We start from the raw sequence: 17056 nt of genomic DNA on the forward strand, positions 1-17056 counted from the left end.
AACGAAATATCGTTATTTGAGGCGATCAGTAATAACTATAGAATATTTGGTAATCATAAAAAATAGTTCTAAAAATGACCTTATAATATTGGAAAAGCCATACTCATATTTAAGGATTTTTGTCAATGCGTAAGTTCTATATTATTTTAGGAGAATCATCAAACAGTCGTGTTTTGTTAGTCTCTTATACTGAAAGAGGCGATAAAATTAGACTTATTAGTGCTAGACAAGTTACCAAACAAGAATTAATTGCTTATCAAGAGAGATAAAATAATGGAAGATCAACTTAGAGAGGAATATGATTTAAAAACTTTAAAAGTTAGAAAAATAGGAGCTAAACGCCAAAAATTTGGTGAGAATATTATTAAATTAGATTCAGATGTTGCCGAAGTTTTTTCCAATGCGGAATCTGTTAATGAAGCTCTAAGATTTTTAATTAGAATTACCAAAGAAAATAAAGATCAAGCTATATTTTGAGTACCATCGATAAATCAGAACAAATTGCTCAAAATATTATATCATCGCTTTTCTTTACAGATGTAATAGAAACTTAGCAAATTAACTCAATCGGTAAATTATCAGTATCGGCAATAAAAGCCACTTCATAAACTTTATTACCAATCATTTGTTGTTGGGGTGGTAATAAAATTTTCAGAGGAGAAATTAAAGAAGGATTTTGATAATTAGCTTCTTCAAATTTAGATTTTAATTGTTGTAACCATTGAGGTAAACTCATTTCACAATCTCCCACATCAAGACAAAAGTGATAATAACCAACATAATGTTCATCATAAAAAGCATCAGGGGAGGGTTTTGGTTCGGGTATTTGCATTAATTCAAGTCTGCCCCCTAATCCTTCTAACCAACAAGCTAAAGTATAACCAGTAGTGAATCTTTCCTTAACACTAAACCCTAATAGTTCATAAAATGCGATCGCTTTCATTATATCGGCTGTACGAATAGAAATATGGTGTATCATAAACTTCATCAATTTATTCAAATAAACGAAAATAAGGATAACGAGAAGGTGTACCTTTTTCCTTTTCTAAGATAAAATTAACGATTTCCCAACAAGGATCATCATTAGATTTACCACTAAATTCTACAGGTAAGCCATATAATTTATATACCTTATATTCTTGATCTCCAGTCCAACTATTACCTTTTTCTAAATAAGAACTAATTAAACTAGAATAACGTTCAGCTATAATCACTTTTGTGGCGCGATAACCTTCGGTATAAAGCCTGTCTAAAGCCTCGTGAATTTCAAATCGAATGCCATCGGGATGACTATGCTGTCGATACCATTTTTCTTCCCATAATCGCCAATGCCTACCTGATTGTAAATGTACTAAAATCTTTGTATTTGGATCAGCTTCAAAAACACCATGACGAGGACATAAATAAGAGTCGGTAAGGGTTAATGCTTCTATTATTTGACGACAATGAGGACATTTAATTTCTGGACCAAAAACAGGATACTGTAAATTAAGATCAGTCATAATGAATTATTTAAGGTAAAGTCAATGATTACCTAAGTTTACTTTTATTATAGTTTTATCTCTTGAAAAGTAAACATGACGAGAATTAATCTTCATTTTTTATTTTATTGGTTTTGATCAAAATTTTGTGTAAACGCTATTTAGCATAAATTCTTTGAAGGAAAGACATATCTAAACTGCCAAAATTAACACTAAAAGCCACATTAACTTTTTCTAAACTTCTGACTAACCATGCAGCGCCATCTCTAGTAAAAGATTCATAGTGATTGAAAAGAATGGAAAATCTTTTTTCTAAATAAGGTTTAACTTTACTACAAACTAAGACCAATTTTAGTAATAAACCAATAGTTTTAGTTGTACCCATATTACTAATCATATCCATAAAAACTAAATGACTAGGATTATTCGGACTTTCCACAATTAAATAATTAAATAATTGGCTATAAGTACGCATTTTCAAAAATTCATCAGGTTGATTATAATTATATTTAGGATACATTTGCTGTAATTTATCGTATAAACGTTTATTAAAGCTATGTTTTCCATATTTTCCTTCAATGGATTGAGTTACATATTCATATAAATCATCTTTAAATAATTGATAATTGCGTACATCGCTAGTATGAGTTAAAAAACTGCGAGATAAATCTTTATAGGAGTGACCATTTTCCACTGTACCGATATAATGTTTTAAACTTTTACCTAAATCTCGGTCACTTAACAAAGTAGGATTATTAGCAGGTTTAATAATACGATCTGCATTCAATTCCGCCATTTTTTGTCTTCCTGCTTGTGCTACTCTTATTTGATAAGTAACATATTTAGACAGTTTCGACTCAAATTGTTTTTCTAATTGATTTTTAACTTTATAAACGGTTTCTTGTTGTTCTTTACTACTGTCAACACTTAAAAGACAATGATCATAAAGGTAAGGGTATCTAGTAATTAAATTCCCTACTACTTCTTGTTTTTTACCGGGGTTAGTTTTACCTTCAAGATTTTGACTAGCAATAGTTGCTAAACGTTTTAATTGTTTAAAATAATCAGTATCTAAAAACTCTCTTACTAATTGAACCATACGGTTAGAATAAGATCTAGCCTGACTTTTACCGACTCCGCAAGGAAGTAACTCAAATAAATCTAATAACTCTACCACATAACCTTGAGTGCTTGGTTGTAACTGCCAACGATTAATTAAAATATGACAACAGCGATTTAAAATGAAGGGGAAGTTTTCTGAAGCCTTTTTATTGGCTATAATTTGTGCTAGTGTTTCTAATACTTTTTGATTATCATAGTTTTTAGCGATAATAAATAAATATCTAAATCTATCTAGCACTTGCTCTGGTGACTGAGTTTTCACACATTCGAGCAAATGATCATAAACATACTGTTCGTTGCCAGTAATATGTTGATTATGACGTTCTGATAGAGATGAGATATTCACGGCAGTTCATGGTATTGTATATTTTTGATTAAAATTATTCTTATCTACTATTTTAAAGCAATTGTAAAGTATTGCTATCAGTTTATTTACTTAAATCTTAATCTATTTTGTCAATTTTACTATCAGCTAAATTACTGAATTTTTTGATTATTTTCTATGAATTTTTTTACTAATCTTGAATCTATCCGTAAAATTACTGACTCTATTGAAATTAATTTTTCTGAGGATGTTTTAAAGAAAGAATGTAGTGGAATTAATACGGATACTCGAACTCTTAAATCAGGGGAAATTTTTTTAGCTTTAGAGGGTGAAAACTTTGATGGTCATAACTTCATTTCTCAAGCAATTGAAAAGGGAGCGATCGCTTTAATAACTCAACAAAATTATAGTATCTCAGAAGAGGTAAAAATACCAGTTTTGAAGGTAAAAAATACTCTTGAAGCCTATCAAAATATTGCTCATTGCTGGAGAGAAAGTCTTAATATACCTATTATTGGGGTGACGGGTTCGGTAGGAAAAACTACCACAAAAGAATTAATTACGGCAGTATTAAGTACTCAGGGAAAAGTATTAAAAACTGAAGCTAATTATAATAATGAAATCGGTGTACCAAAGACTCTTTTACAAATAGATAAAAGCCATAAATATGCTGTGATTGAAATGGCTATGCGGGGGAAAGGAGAAATCGCTTTATTAACAGAAATTGTTAACCCAAATATTGGACTAATTACGAATGTTGGTACTGCACATATTGGCAGATTAGGCTCACAAGAAGCCATCGCTAAGGCTAAATGTGAATTGTTAGAAAAAATGAATGATTCTGGAGTAGCAATTCTTAACGGTGATAATGATTTATTAATTAAAACTGCTTCAAAAATTTGGCATGGTGAAACTATTACTTATGGTTTAAAATCGGGAGATTTAAGAGGAGAATTAATTAATTTTGACACTCTCAAAGTTGACAATAAAATGTATCCTTTACCTTTACAAGGAGAACATAATGCCCTTAATTATTTAGGTGCGATAGCTACTGCTAAAGTATTAGGTATTGATTTAAGCATTTTAGAAAACCAAATTGAGGTTACTTTACCAAAAGGAAGAGCAAAACGTCATGTATTAGCCAATGATGTACAAATTTTAGACGAAACCTATAACGCAGGAAGAGAGTCTATGGTTGCGGCTTTAAATTTATTGAAACAAACAGAGGGTAAAAGAAAAATAGCCGTTTTAGGCACAATGAAGGAATTAGGAGAATATTCTAGTCAACTTCATCGAGAGGTAGGGGAAACCGTAAAAGCGTTAAATCTTGATATGTTGTTAATTTTAGCTGATGAAGAAGTTACTAAAAATATAGCTGAGGGTGCAAAAAATATCCCCACCGAAATTTATACTAATCATCAAGATTTGTCTCATCGTTTAACACAAATCATAATCAGTGGCGATCGCCTTTTATTCAAAGCATCTAATTCTGTTGGTTTAAGTAGAGTTGTTGATCAATTGGTCAATTAGCGATGAATTTTCAAGCAGGAATTACAGCTAATAATAATTGATTACCGAAAGAACATTAAAGAGTTCGTAAGCAAAATTAATTATATGTTTACTTTATGCTCATGCACTCATGCAAAAAAGATTATTCATTATTTTATTAAAAATAAAAGTCCACAATCCCTAAATGCTTTAATACTTAAAAAGTACTGAAACTATCGTAATACTAAATCATTTTATAAATAGTGATACTTCAACATGAAAAAATTGTGCTAAGGTTTTTGCTTGGTTTTTACTAATACTTCTTTTGCCGTTAACTACTTCCGAAACTACTCCTCTTGAACCTATAATTCCTATTAAATCTTCTTGTTTGAGATTATTTTCTATCATCAAATGTTTTAATATATCATGGGGAGATCCTTCGGGAATTGGATAATTTTCTTCTTCAAATTGTTCTATTAATACTAATAAAAGTTCTAGTAAAGTTTCTTCTTCTTGGGTTAAATAAACACGATGTTCTAATTCTTGGGCAATAGCGATCGCTCTCTCGTTTTCTGCTTCTGTAGTAATGGGTTTGGGTTGATATTGTGCGAGTAATGTGCCGTATTTATCTGGACTAAAAATAAGGGTCATTTTTCCAATCTCCTTTATCGTAATCTGCATGGGTTAATATGTACTTAATATAAATAGTTTGACGAGCATAAATGACATCAGCAATCAAACGGTAGTTATTTCCTTTAATATTAAACACAGTAAAGTTGCCAACCGCTTCTGCCGTCGAGTAAGTTTGTTGAACTTCTATTACGTTTCGCCATTGGGCTTTACTAGCAATTTTATACCATTGCTCAAGGGCGGTACGAGAATTTGCTTGACGTTGACAAAACTCTCGTAGTATTTTGCGACTGATGATACGCATTTTTATTGGCTAGTTTTTACTTACTTACATTCTCATAATGAGAATGTTCACTCAAGTTATAATTTAATTATTGCATTAAAGATTTGAATTGAACCACAATCACACCGTAAACGGCAGATTTTAATTCTCAGGATTTTTGATTAAATTAATTCTTACTGTGTTTAACTTCAATGACAGTATGGACATTTCCACGAGGAGAAAAATCACCTTTGACAGTTATAGATAAAGGATCACAAGCGGCGACAAAATCATCTAAAATTTGATTAATAGATTCTTCATGAGAAATATAACGTTCACGGTAACTATTAATATAAAGTTTAATGGCTTTTAACTCTACAACTTTCTCATCAGGGGAATAGTTAATATAAATAGTAGCGAAATCAGGATAACCAGAAAAAGGACATTTACAAGTAAATTCGGGAAGAGTAATATTAATATCATAAACTCTACCGGGGCGAGGATTAGGGAAAGTAATTAAACTACCTTCTTCAATGGCTCTTTCACCATATTTTACTTCAGGAAATTGATTTTCAGACATAATATTTTAAATTAAAAAAGAGGGTGATGCACTGCGCACCAAATATAAATTTGATTTACTTAGTTAATCATAAAAAAAAGAAACCTAGATTAATTGATAATTAATTATAAACATCAACAATTTAAGTTTCTAGGGGATAATTTTCGTTATTAAAACTTAACTATCAGCGTTAGACTCTTCCTCAGAAATTTCCTCATCGGTAGATTCTTCCTCTTTAGTTAAACTACCAAAAGGCACTAATTCTACTTGAGTTTTTTCTTGTAACCAATCGAGGGTTTTTTCTGCTAATAAATCATGCTTAACATACTTTTGTAACTTAACTTCATCGACATCACGCTCTTTAAGAGTTGACTTGATTTCAATGGTTTTAGCAGTTACTTCCTCATCACTAACAGTAATAGATTCTTGTTCAGCAATTTTCTCTATAATCAGGGTTGTGTGAAGATTTTTACTAGCTTCAGGTTTAGCAGTTTCACGCATTTTAGTCACCACATCACGGGTGAAAAACTGGTTAACATCCATGCCATAACTTTGAAGTTGGTTAGCGGTTTGCATGAGGATATTTTGCACTTCTTCCTCTAGCATTGTATGAGGTAACTCAATAGTAGTGTGTTTTAATAATTCAGTAACGATGGCGGCATGAATACTTTGTTTAGTATCATTAGCGGCTTTTTCGTGATACTGCTTCTCTAAAGATTCTCTCAACTGCGCCATAGTTTCAAATTCGCTTACTTCTTTAGCGAAATCATCGTCTAATTCAGGCAATTCTTTCTCTTTCAAATCTTGAAGAGTAACGGTAAAAACAACGGTTTCTCCAGCTAAATCTTCCTGTGCGTAATCTTCGGGGAAAGTTAAGGTAAGTTTTTTTGTCTCACCAATATTCATTCCAGCCACACCTTCAAGAAAACCGGGGATAAATTTACCTTCTGCTAATTCTATTTGATATTCTTTAGCTTCAGTGCCGGGGATAATTTCTCCTTCTTCATCATTTTCTGTAGGTTTACGCCCAGCAAAATCAATTACGGCGACATCTCCCATTTGTGCGCTACGATTTTCTAAAGGGATTAAAGTAGCTAATTTTTGACGACGTTCATCAATTAATTTATCAACATCTTCGGGGTTATAAAGCACTTCTTCTGCTTGGACTTGTAAACCTTGATACTGTCCCAAAGTTACTTCAGGTGGTACATCAACGGAGGCTTTAAAAGTAAAATTTCCATCGAGTTGATAGTTATTAACTAACTCTTCAAAATCAGAAATTAATTGATAGTTTCCTAAAACATTAATAGATTCTTGTTCAACTGCTTTTTGGATACTTTCTTGGATTAATTCCTCTAAAACAGCACCTTTTATTCTTTGACTACCTAAACGTTGCAACAAAATTGGACGAGGTATTTTTCCTTTCCGAAATCCAGGAATGTTGGTAGTTTTAGCTATTTCTTTAACAACTTTTTCGTAGGTATTTTTTGATATTTCTGCAGGAATCTCGATTTCTAAACCGATTTGACTAGCAGGAAGTTTCTCCTGAGTTATTTTCATAAAAATTACTATTTTTTCCTTTTAACGAATCGCGCTTTACGATAACAATTTTACTTAAGTTTATTATCCGAGCAATTTTGCTCAACTTTACTAGCATAACATAATTAAGAATTGAGAATAAAAAACCTTTAACTTAATCTCTAACCACAAACTTCGGTAAACTGGAGATAAGTTTTTCGTTGCCTAATAAATATTAATGAAAATTATTCGGTAGATCGGTTATGATAGAGAATGTTGTGTTTATATTTAACTTAATATTCAATATTCAAAAATAGTTTAAATGGCTAAAAAATCAATGATTGCACGGGAAACAAAACGTGCCAAGTTAGTAGCTAAATATGCTGAAAAAAGAGCAGACTTGAAAGAAAAAATCCACCAAGCGAGTGATCCTTTAGAAAAATTTGAGTTACAACGTGAGTTCCAAAAATTCCCCTTAAATAGTTCTCGTCACCGTCAACGTAATCGTTGTTGGGTAACAGGAAGACCTAGAGGTTACTATCGTGATTTTGGATTATCTCGTAACGTACTCAGAGAATGGGCTCATGAAGGTTTATTACCCGGTGTAGTAAAATCTAGTTGGTAAAATTTTGATCTTTGCTTCTTTGTTTTAAAGAAGTTTCAAAATCAATCAGGGCGTATTATGTTGCGCCCCTACCGATTATCATTAAAATTACAATTTTTTTAACTATAAAGACAAATAATCTGACTTTCCACCCCTTTTACTAACTAATTTAATGTCGGTAATGGTGATTGATTTATCTATTGCTTTAGCCATATCATAAATCGTTAAAGCGGCAACGGATACCGCCGTTAAAGCCTCCATTTCTACTCCTGTTTCTGCTTTAGTTTTGACGGTAACTTCAATGTCATAACAAGCTAGTTGCTCATTTCCAGTAATTACTACAGCAATTTTTTGTAAGGGTAAAGGATGACATAAAGGTATTAAATTTGATGTTTGTTTTGCTGCCATGATACCTGCTATTTTTGCCGTTGCGATAATATCTCCTTTCGGTGTATTGCCTAATTGAATTTGCTTAAAGGTTTCTTTTGCCATAACCACTTTTCCCGATGCAGTGGCTTCACGGATAGATTGAGACTTAGAAGAAACATCTACCATGTTAATTTCTCCTTGGTCATTGAGGTGAGATAATTTATTTGTCATAGTTTGTTTGAAATTGTCCCGTTTTATAATTATAAAAGTAGTTAATAGGTAATAATAACTGCAGTTTCACCGTGTTTAAATTCTAATGTGATGAGGAAAAAGTAAAAATGTTTTTTTGATATTTAGATTTCTGACTTTTTACTGATACATTAAGGGCATAAACAGAAAAATTTAAGTAACTTTACTGTCTAATATGAGTATCATTACAATCAAAACTCAACCTTTTAATGATCAAAAACCGGGTACATCAGGCTTACGCAAAGGGGTTACAGTTTTTCAACAACCCCATTATTTAGAAAATTTTGTTCAGTCTATTTTTAATAGTCTTGAAGGTTTGACAGGAAAAACCCTTGTTTTAGGAGGGGATGGACGTTATTATAACCGTGAGGCAATTCAAATTATCCTGAAAATGGCTGCCGCTAATGGTGTTGGTAGAATCTTAGTTGGTTTAAAGGGTATTTTATCAACTCCTGCGGCTTCGGTGATGATTCGTAAAAATCAAGCCTACGGTGGAATTATTCTCTCTGCTTCTCATAACCCCGGAGGAATTAACGGAGATTTTGGCATAAAATACAATATTAGCAATGGTGGCCCCGCTCCAGAAAAAGTTACAGAAGCAATTTTTGCTCAGACAAAATCTATCACACAATATCAAATTTTAGAGTCTGGTGATATTAATTTAGATCATGTTAGTTCTTTTAAATTAGGTACGATGGATGTGGAAGTTATTGATTCTGTTATTCCTTATCTTGAATTAATGGAATCTCTCTTTGACTTTGACTTAATTAAAAATATGCTCCTTAACGGCAATTTTACTATGTGTATGGATTCTTTACACGCCGTCACTGGTCCTTATGCTAAAGCTATTTTTGAGGGTAAATTAGGGGCAAAAACTGGCACTGTGATTAATGGTGTGCCTTTGGAAGATTTCGGTGGCGGACATCCTGATCCTAATTTAGTTTATGCTAAAAGTTTAGTTGATGTCTTATTTTCTGACAATGCCCCTGATTTTGGTGCGGCTTCTGATGGTGATGGCGATCGCAATATGATTTTAGGGCGTAATTTTTTCGTTAATCCTAGCGATAGTTTAGCAGTCATGACGGCTAACGCTCATTTAGTGAAGGGATACAAAGAAGGTTTAAAAGGTGTAGCTCGTTCAATGCCAACCAGTGGTGCAGTAGATCGGGTAGCCACGAAGTTGGGTATTAACTGTTATGAAACCCCAACGGGATGGAAATTTTTTGGTAACTTATTAGATGCAGATAAAGCTACTATCTGTGGTGAGGAAAGTTTCGGTACAAGTTCAAATCATATCCGAGAAAAAGATGGACTTTGGGCAGTACTTTTCTGGTTAAATATCTTAGCGGTAAGAGGTGAATCTGTCGAACAGATTGTTAAATCTCATTGGCAAGAATACGGGCGTAATTTTTATTCCCGTCATGACTATGAAGAAGTAGCTACCGAAGGCGCTAACGAATTAGTAAATCATGTTAACAGCCAATTTGAGACATTAAAAGGTAAACAATTTGGTAATTATACTGTTGCCTATGTAGATAACTTCAGTTACACTGATCCTGTTGATGGTAGTATCACCACAAATCAGGGTATTCGTATCGTTTTTACTGACAATTCCAGAATTATTATTCGTCTTTCGGGTACAGGGACAAAAGGTGCTACTTTAAGAGTATATCTCGAAAGCTATGAACCTGATGTTAGTAAACAGAATTTAGATACCCAAGAAGCTTTAGGGGAATTAATCACCATTGCCGAAGAAATCGCCCACATTAAGAAGTTTACTCGTCGTGATGTACCCACTGTGATTACTTAAGTATTGTGCTTGTACTGAAAAAGTATCAAGTATCAGGTTTCGGGTTTCAGGTTTTAGGTTTCGGGTTTCATGTTTTAAGTTTCGGGTTTTAGATACATCCTATTCCTAAATCATTTGTCTATATTTTCAGCAAAGTTTTCTAACACTTTTAATTATTAAATTCTAATCGCTGAATGCTAAACTTAATGAACCTTTTATTGTAAAGCACTTTCATCCTATAAACAAAAAAAAGTCCCCAAAGTAGGGGATTTAGGGGCACAATTAATTATTTATTTCCGTTGATTCTTTCTGTTTTTGCATTTCTATCATTCTTTTTTGCTGTTGTTGTTTGAAATCTTCGGCAGCCGAGTTAATATTCTGGTTAGTATCTTCAGCGAAATCCGCACCATTACGACTATTAAAAAAGTTGGCGTTGTGAATTAAATCCATGGGGTTAATACCGTCTCCATAAAAAGGATTTTTTTCGTTACTTTGAAAAGGTTGCGGTTGCCCATTTTTAATGGTTTGAGCGTTAACAGAGTTATGAGTTATGGTAATTAAACTCAAGCTAATTATTATACTAGCTACAATTTTTGAATTAGTGATATTTTTCATCGATTTATCTCTCTAAGTTATTAATAAGTAAGTAGGGAAAAGGTAAAAGGTAAGAGGAAGAGGCAACAAAGATTTTTAGTTATTCTTATTAATTTTAAAATATATAATCCCTAAATGCTTTAATGCTTATAGCAATCTTTAAATCATTGGTTAATTTTAAATGAATATAAACAGCTAAAACCTCACATAATAGGATTACTATATATTTGACTGAATATTAATTTTATTTGTTTCCTTTTTTTTGTTTTTTACTCATTTTATTATCATCAATTTTTTGAAAATCAGTATTTTTATGCACTTACATCTTTCTTGTGGGTGATACCACCCTTACTTTTTAAAGAGAAAATCAAGATATTTTGGATGATTTTTTTAAGCAAAACGACGACTTAATAAAGGCTTAATTGATAATAAAATTACTACATCAAAAGCGAGTAATAAACATAAAACCGTCACAAAATTAAAATTACCCCAAGGGGTATTCATTACGACACTAGCGAAACTCCAATCACTATTTTGATAAATATAGCGTATAGGCTCGATGGCATAAGTTAAGGGGTTTAAACTGGCAATAATTTGTAACCATCCTGCCATGAATGACAAAGGCGCTAACGCCGTACTCGCAAATAATAAAGGTAAATTGATTACGAAAATAACGGCTAATAATTCAATATGCCCGGGTAAAGCAAAGGCAAAACCGAGACTAAGCCCTGTTACTCCTAATACGATCAAAAATACTATTAAGGCGATCGCACCTAATCCCAAAAGATGAGGTAAACCAGCACCAATAAAAGCACTAGCAATGATGATAACGGCGGTTTGAATAAAACTGAGGGTGATAATATAAATAGTGGAAGCTGCCACGATGGAAAAACGAGAGGCGAGAGGTGCTACTAATAGTCTATTTAAAAAGCCAAATTCTCGATCAAACATGATGGGTAAACCAGCATTTAAAGCTCCAGAAAAAGCGGTAAAAATAATAATACCGGGTGCTAAAAATTGTCCGTAGGTTATGTTATTTTCAAATAAATTTTCAGGAGCATTAAAAAATAAAGCACCAAATAAAATTAACCACATAAAAGGTTGAATAACTCCAGCCACAAGGCTTGAAGGGCGACGTTTTAACTGAATAAATAAACGTTTTGTTAGTGCTAAAGTTTCTTGTAAAAAGTCCATAAAAATACTATTTTTTACCTCTATTTGAGTATCTAAATTAGGAGCTAAAATTTCTGTAAATTGGTTAGGGGAAATACTTTGAGTCATAATTATTTCTGTTTAATAAAAAATATAAATAAGTTTAATCTTCTAAGAGTTGAAAAAAAGAAATTATTTCAATTCCTAATTACTCATTCCTAATTATTTCATCGCTTGTTTTTTTTCTGCTTTCAAATCTCGATTATTAGAGGCTTCTATTTCGGCATCAATCAAGGTTTTTCCTGTTGCGGCTAAATAAACATCGTCTAAACTAGGGCGAGATTGACTGATACTAAACATCGGCAAATCATTTTCTATGAGAGTTTGTTCTATTTTACTAATAGGATTACTTTTTGGGGTAACAATTAGGTTTAATGAATTGCCTTGAGTTTGATTAATGATAATATTTTCTACAAAAGGCAGTGATGATAATTTTTCTTTTGCTTTTTGTGCTTCTTCTAAGTTAGCAAATTCCCTAATTTTTAAGGTAATGCGATCGCCACCTAAACGATCTTTTAAAGAAGAAGGGCTACCTTCGGCAATAACTTCACCCTGATCAATAATAGCTAATCTATCTGCCAATGCGTCTATTTCTTCTAAATAATGGCTAGTAATTAATACTGTTGTACCTGCTAATTTAAGTTGACGCAAAAAATCCCAGACGATGGTGCGACTTTCGATGTCTAAACCCACCGAAGGCTCATCTAATACTAACACTTGGGGTTGATGAAGCAATCCTGCTGCTAAATCAAGACGTTTACGAATACCCCCTGAATAAGTGCCTGTTTGGCGATCGCTATATTCTTGTAAGCCTAATAAATTCAATAATTGATCAATTCTTTTTTTTGCCAGAGACAGAGGTAAATGATAGAGAGAGGCTTGTAAATTTAATAACTCTCTTCCCGTTAAAACCTTATCAATAGCAACCTCTTGAGCCACATAACCCAACTTTTGGCGAACTTGTTTGGGTTGAGTAATAGCGGATACACCACCAACTAAAATCTCTCCAGAGTCAGGTTGAGCAAGGGTAGTTAAGCATCGGATAGTGGTAGTCTTTCCTGCTCCATTTGGTCCTAATAAACCAAAAATTTCGCCAGTTTTGACGGAAAAAGAGATATTTTTCAGAGCTTTTACTTGACCGTAACTTTTTTGTAAATTTTTAAGGGTAATTACATCACTCATCTTACTTAAACACTCTTTCAAGATTATATTGTTAATGCTCTCATATTCTGGCAAAAATAATCAAGAGACTTATTGTCAAAATTGACAAATGAGGGTTATTTTTAAACAACTTTTTTGAGGATAAAAATTCCCCCAGAATTGGGGGTTAGGGGGTTTCTTCTCATTCAATTCCCCCAGAATTGGGGGTTAGGGAACTTCTTCTCATTCAATTTCCTAGAATTGCGAGGTTAGGAGGCTTTCAGAATTGGAGTTAAAAGATTTATAGTTAAACAGAAACAGTGGTTTTACGACGACGACGAGTAAATTTAGAATCTATTTCTTCCTCTTCTTTCGGAGTAATAACTTCAGTAATATTCCCGTTACCATTATCAGCAATAGTTTTAGGAGTATTTTCCTGTAACTGTAGCATAAATATAACTAAAGGTTCGCTATTTAATTCTCGTTGAATTAATCGTCCTAAATTTGTTTCTACATCAATGCGGATACTGGTCCAATTAACATCATCATGACCATTTAATAGTAAACTACTTTTGACCCGATCTGTAATCGTTTTATCAATAGTACGAATAATCATCCGCTCAAGGGAAGCTATTTCAATTTGGCATACCACACCACGCAAATTAATTTGTGGTTGACTTAATAAACGCCCTTGATTATCAATACTAGCCGCAATAGTAATAACACCATCTTCAGCTAACTGTTGACGCTCTTCCATGACACTATCATGAACTACCCCAGCAGTATCAACTAATTGAATACCCGAAGGCACTTTATTCCCTTTACCGATACTATCTGCCGTTAATTCAATGGTGTCACCATTTTGGATAATTACGATATTTTCTGGAGGAATACCAACACTTTGAGCAGTTTTCGAGTGTTGTACTAACATTCTATGCTCACCGTGTACTGGTACAAAAAACTTAGGTTTAGCAAGGGATAACATTAATTTTTGATCTTCTTGACAACCATGACCAGAAACATGAACCCCTGCTTGTTTCCCATAAACTACGTTTGCCCCTTGCATCATTAAACGATCTATAGTATTAACTACCGCAATAGTATTACCCGGAATCGGACTAGCAGAAAAGATAATGGTATCACCTTGACGAATTTTTACCTGCCGATGTTCGCCCTTAGATATTCTTGTCATAGCGGCGAATTTTTCACCCTGAGAGCCAGTGCAAAGAATTAATACCTCATTTTCTGGTAAACCGCTTAAATTGCGTAAAGGCACAAATAAATTATCAGGTACTTTGATATATCCTAAATTACGAGCATGAGCGATCACGTTTAACATCGAACGTCCCACTACGCCTACTTTACGATTATATTCCATCGCTAACTCTAATAACATATTAACCCGATGTACAGAAGTAGAAAAAGTTGTTACCATTAAACGCCCTGATGCTTGGTTGAAAACCTTTTCTAATCCGGGATAAACTGCTCTTTCTGAGGGTGTAAAACCGGGTACTTCAGAATTAGTGGAATCTCCTAATAAACATAAGATGCCTTCTTCCCCTAATTGAGCTAAACGGTGTAAATCGAAATATTCACCATCTACAGGAGTATGATCAATTTTATAATCTCCCGTATGAATTAAAACACCGATGGGGGTATGAATTGCTAGGGTAAAACTATCGGCGATAGAATGGGTATTACGAATAAACTCGACTTTAAAATGTTTTCCTATTTTGACAACTTCCCGAGGAGAAACCGTTTTAATGATAGTACGCTCATGTAATCCAGATTCCTCTAGTTTATCACGCAAAAGAGCCATAGCTAAACGAGGACCATAAATTATGGGGGTGTCAATTTGTTTGAGGTGATAGGGAATACCTCCCACATGATCTTCATGACCATGAGTTACAATCATAGCTTTTATTTTTTGTTGATTTTCCTTCAAATAAGTCATATCAGGTAAAACAACATTAATACCGTGCATTCCATCCGTAGGAAAACCAATACCCGCATCCACTAAAATAATTTCGTCTTCATACTCATAAACACAAGTATTTTTACCTATTTCATGCAAACCACCGAGAGGAATAACTTTTAATAACGGCTTATTATTTCTTGATGGAAGGATTACCACAGGTTTTTCAGGGGCTGTAGTTTTTCTTTTTCTTGCTTGAACTTTATACATATTTGATGTTTCCTTTTCTTGATAAATAAATGTGATTAAAAACTAAAATTAATTATTACAGTTAGCCTTTTAGGATTTTTTGAGTTTAAGAATATAGTAAAAATAAACTTAAATTACCATTATAAAATCGAAAGACTAAAGCCTTTACTACAAAATGTTCTATGTAAAAAACATTATTTATTCCCTCCTCAAAAAAAACAATTTATTTTATCTCTTTCATTTAATGAAAAAAACTTTTTATCTGACTTTAAAATAGTATTAATTTAACGATATTTACTATTTATAATAAGCTCAAATCTTTTAAAACTTTCTCTACTTCTTGTTGCTGGTTTATTGGCAAAGAAGTTAAAGGTAATCTGACATTACCAACATCCCAACCTATTAATTGAAGGGCAAACTTGACTGGAATGGGATTAGTATTACAAAACAAAACTTTAAATAAATTATACAATTTTTGTTGAATTTCTTGAGCTAAAATGTTATCACCTTTTTCGTAACCTCTAATCATTTTTTGCATTTGGTTGCCGACTAAATGACTAGCAACACTGACAACTCCAACACTTCCTACACTCATCATCGGTAGGGTTAAAAAGTCTTCTCCTGAATAAATCAAAAAATCTGAAGGTGCAAACATTCTTATTTTAGCACTTTGTTCTAAATCTGCACTAGCTTCTTTGATGGCGACTATATTATCTAAATCTTGAGCTAATTTTGCAGTGGTTTGGGCTTCTAAGTTTTTTCCTGTCCTTCCCGGTATATTATACAACATTATGGGTACATCAGAACAAGATTGAGCGATGGCTCTAAAGTGTTGATATAATCCTTCTTGAGGTGGTTTATTATAGTAAGGGACAACTTGCAAACTACCATCAATACCGATTTTACTGGCTTTCTGAGTATCTTTGATGGCTTTAGCGGTAGAATTTGAGCCAGTACCCATAAGAACTTTACCACGATGACCTACTGCTTTTTTAACAACTTTCAGTAACTCATATTTTTCCTCACTTTCGAGGGTAGGAGATTCACCAGTAGTGCCACAAATAACTAAGCCGTCACTACCATTATTAACCAAATGATCAGCTAATTTTTCAGCGACACCATAATTAACAGTTAAGTCCTCGTTAAAAGGTGTTACCATTGCGGTTAAAACTCTACCAAAAATATAATCACTCATTATTGTCTATCAACGGAAGGTTAAAGTAGGGACATTGCCCATAATTTAGATTATTATATCGTAAAACGACATTTTACCCTAGGGCAAAAATAACTTGATATTTATTACTATCAACGGGTGCGACAGGACTCGAACCTGTGGCCGACTGCTTAGAAGGCAGTTGCTCTATCCATCTGAGCTACGCACCCATAACACGCTTAACCATTATAACTTGTTTTCTCTTGTTTTAGCAAGTCTTAGTAAAAAATAGTACATTAATTTTTAATGAAATGAAGTCTTGATGCTTAAGATGTTTTTTGGTTTTTTTCATGGGGTAATGAAATTATTTGATGGTTAAGTAAGATAAAATAAGAGG

18 protein-coding genes and 1 tRNA gene are annotated in these 17056 nt (G+C 33.1%); 5 read left to right on the plus strand and 14 right to left on the minus strand.

The window, feature by feature from the left end; all coding sequences use genetic code 11:
* Positions 1–125: 125 nt before the first annotated feature.
* Positions 126–269 (plus strand): BrnT family toxin, encoded by a 144-nt coding sequence (locus tag ACEW8E_RS09485; protein WP_373480101.1) that lies wholly within the window; start codon positions 126–128, stop codon positions 267–269.
* Positions 270–273: 4 nt separating this feature from the next.
* Positions 274–477: a hypothetical protein gene (locus tag ACEW8E_RS09490; protein ID WP_373480102.1), complete on the plus strand. Its 204-nt coding sequence runs from the start codon at positions 274–276 to the stop codon at positions 475–477.
* A 73-nt stretch (positions 478–550) separates the two neighbouring features.
* Here ACEW8E_RS09490 and ACEW8E_RS09495 read toward each other — a convergent pair whose 3' ends face one another.
* The 3 genes from ACEW8E_RS09495 to ACEW8E_RS09505 all read right to left on the minus strand — a co-directional run bounded on the left by ACEW8E_RS09495 (position 551) and on the right by ACEW8E_RS09505 (position 2949).
* On the minus strand, positions 551–979 hold the full coding sequence (locus ACEW8E_RS09495; protein WP_373480198.1) for a VOC family protein: 429 nt from the start codon (positions 977–979) through the stop codon (positions 551–553).
* Positions 980–992: 13 nt separating this feature from the next.
* Complete coding sequence (locus ACEW8E_RS09500; protein ID WP_373480103.1) at positions 993–1502, minus strand: TIGR02652 family protein; 510 nt, start codon at positions 1500–1502, stop codon at positions 993–995.
* Positions 1503–1638: 136 nt separating this feature from the next.
* Positions 1639–2949, minus strand: coding sequence for a hypothetical protein (locus ACEW8E_RS09505; protein WP_373480104.1), 1311 nt, complete (start codon positions 2947–2949; stop codon positions 1639–1641).
* A 156-nt stretch (positions 2950–3105) separates the two neighbouring features.
* Between ACEW8E_RS09505 and murF the strand changes: the two genes are divergently transcribed.
* Positions 3106–4458 carry a UDP-N-acetylmuramoyl-tripeptide--D-alanyl-D-alanine ligase gene (gene murF / locus ACEW8E_RS09510; protein WP_373480105.1) on the plus strand — a complete coding sequence of 451 codons (1353 nt, stop codon included), beginning with the start codon at positions 3106–3108 and terminating at the stop codon, positions 4456–4458.
* A gap of 207 nt (positions 4459–4665) precedes the next feature.
* On the opposite strand, the gene ACEW8E_RS09515 is transcribed toward murF, so the two are convergent.
* The 4 genes from ACEW8E_RS09515 to tig all read right to left on the minus strand — a co-directional run bounded on the left by ACEW8E_RS09515 (position 4666) and on the right by tig (position 7427).
* Complete coding sequence (locus ACEW8E_RS09515; RefSeq protein ID WP_373480106.1) at positions 4666–5067, minus strand: type II toxin-antitoxin system HigA family antitoxin; 402 nt, start codon at positions 5065–5067, stop codon at positions 4666–4668.
* Positions 5051–5350 carry a type II toxin-antitoxin system HigB family toxin gene (locus tag ACEW8E_RS09520; protein WP_373480107.1) on the minus strand — a complete coding sequence of 100 codons (300 nt, stop codon included), beginning with the start codon at positions 5348–5350 and terminating at the stop codon, positions 5051–5053. Before ACEW8E_RS09520 ends, ACEW8E_RS09515 begins: the two co-directional genes overlap by 17 nt.
* Before the next feature lie 145 nt (positions 5351–5495).
* Complete coding sequence (queF, locus tag ACEW8E_RS09525) at positions 5496–5888, minus strand: preQ(1) synthase (RefSeq protein WP_373480108.1); 393 nt, start codon at positions 5886–5888, stop codon at positions 5496–5498.
* 156 nt (positions 5889–6044) lie between these two features.
* Positions 6045–7427 (minus strand): trigger factor, encoded by a 1383-nt coding sequence (tig, locus tag ACEW8E_RS09530; protein ID WP_373480109.1) that lies wholly within the window; start codon positions 7425–7427, stop codon positions 6045–6047.
* A 280-nt stretch (positions 7428–7707) separates the two neighbouring features.
* Here tig and rpsN point away from each other — a divergent pair, with 280 nt between their 5' ends.
* Positions 7708–8010, plus strand: coding sequence for a 30S ribosomal protein S14 (rpsN, locus tag ACEW8E_RS09535; RefSeq protein WP_373480110.1), 303 nt, complete (start codon positions 7708–7710; stop codon positions 8008–8010).
* Between the two features lie 102 nt (positions 8011–8112).
* On the opposite strand, the gene moaC is transcribed toward rpsN, so the two are convergent.
* Positions 8113–8589, minus strand: a complete 477-nt coding sequence (moaC, locus tag ACEW8E_RS09540; protein ID WP_373480111.1) for a cyclic pyranopterin monophosphate synthase MoaC — start codon at positions 8587–8589, stop codon at positions 8113–8115.
* A 193-nt stretch (positions 8590–8782) separates the two neighbouring features.
* Between moaC and ACEW8E_RS09545 the strand changes: the two genes are divergently transcribed.
* On the plus strand, positions 8783–10417 hold the full coding sequence (locus tag ACEW8E_RS09545; RefSeq protein ID WP_373480112.1) for an alpha-D-glucose phosphate-specific phosphoglucomutase: 1635 nt from the start codon (positions 8783–8785) through the stop codon (positions 10415–10417).
* 261 nt (positions 10418–10678) lie between these two features.
* Here ACEW8E_RS09545 and ACEW8E_RS09550 read toward each other — a convergent pair whose 3' ends face one another.
* From ACEW8E_RS09550 to ACEW8E_RS09575, 6 genes are all read right to left on the minus strand, one after another.
* Positions 10679–11011 (minus strand): hypothetical protein, encoded by a 333-nt coding sequence (locus tag ACEW8E_RS09550; RefSeq protein ID WP_373480113.1) that lies wholly within the window; start codon positions 11009–11011, stop codon positions 10679–10681.
* Positions 11012–11380: 369 nt separating this feature from the next.
* Positions 11381–12271, minus strand: coding sequence for an ABC transporter permease (locus ACEW8E_RS09555; protein ID WP_373480114.1), 891 nt, complete (start codon positions 12269–12271; stop codon positions 11381–11383).
* Positions 12272–12364: 93 nt separating this feature from the next.
* The gene (locus ACEW8E_RS09560; RefSeq protein WP_373480199.1) at positions 12365–13384 is read right to left on the minus strand and encodes an ABC transporter ATP-binding protein; all 1020 of its coding nucleotides are present in this window, start codon (positions 13382–13384) and stop codon (positions 12365–12367) included.
* Between the two features lie 265 nt (positions 13385–13649).
* The gene (locus ACEW8E_RS09565) at positions 13650–15527 is read right to left on the minus strand and encodes a ribonuclease J (RefSeq protein ID WP_373480115.1); all 1878 of its coding nucleotides are present in this window, start codon (positions 15525–15527) and stop codon (positions 13650–13652) included.
* A gap of 280 nt (positions 15528–15807) precedes the next feature.
* Complete coding sequence (gene dapA, locus ACEW8E_RS09570) at positions 15808–16701, minus strand: 4-hydroxy-tetrahydrodipicolinate synthase (RefSeq protein ID WP_373480116.1); 894 nt, start codon at positions 16699–16701, stop codon at positions 15808–15810.
* A gap of 114 nt (positions 16702–16815) precedes the next feature.
* Positions 16816–16889, minus strand: a tRNA-Arg gene (locus ACEW8E_RS09575).
* Positions 16890–17056 lie beyond the last annotated feature (167 nt).

It is taken from the genome of Geminocystis sp. (assembly GCF_041753295.1).
Taxonomy (GTDB): domain Bacteria; phylum Cyanobacteriota; class Cyanobacteriia; order Cyanobacteriales; family Cyanobacteriaceae; genus Geminocystis.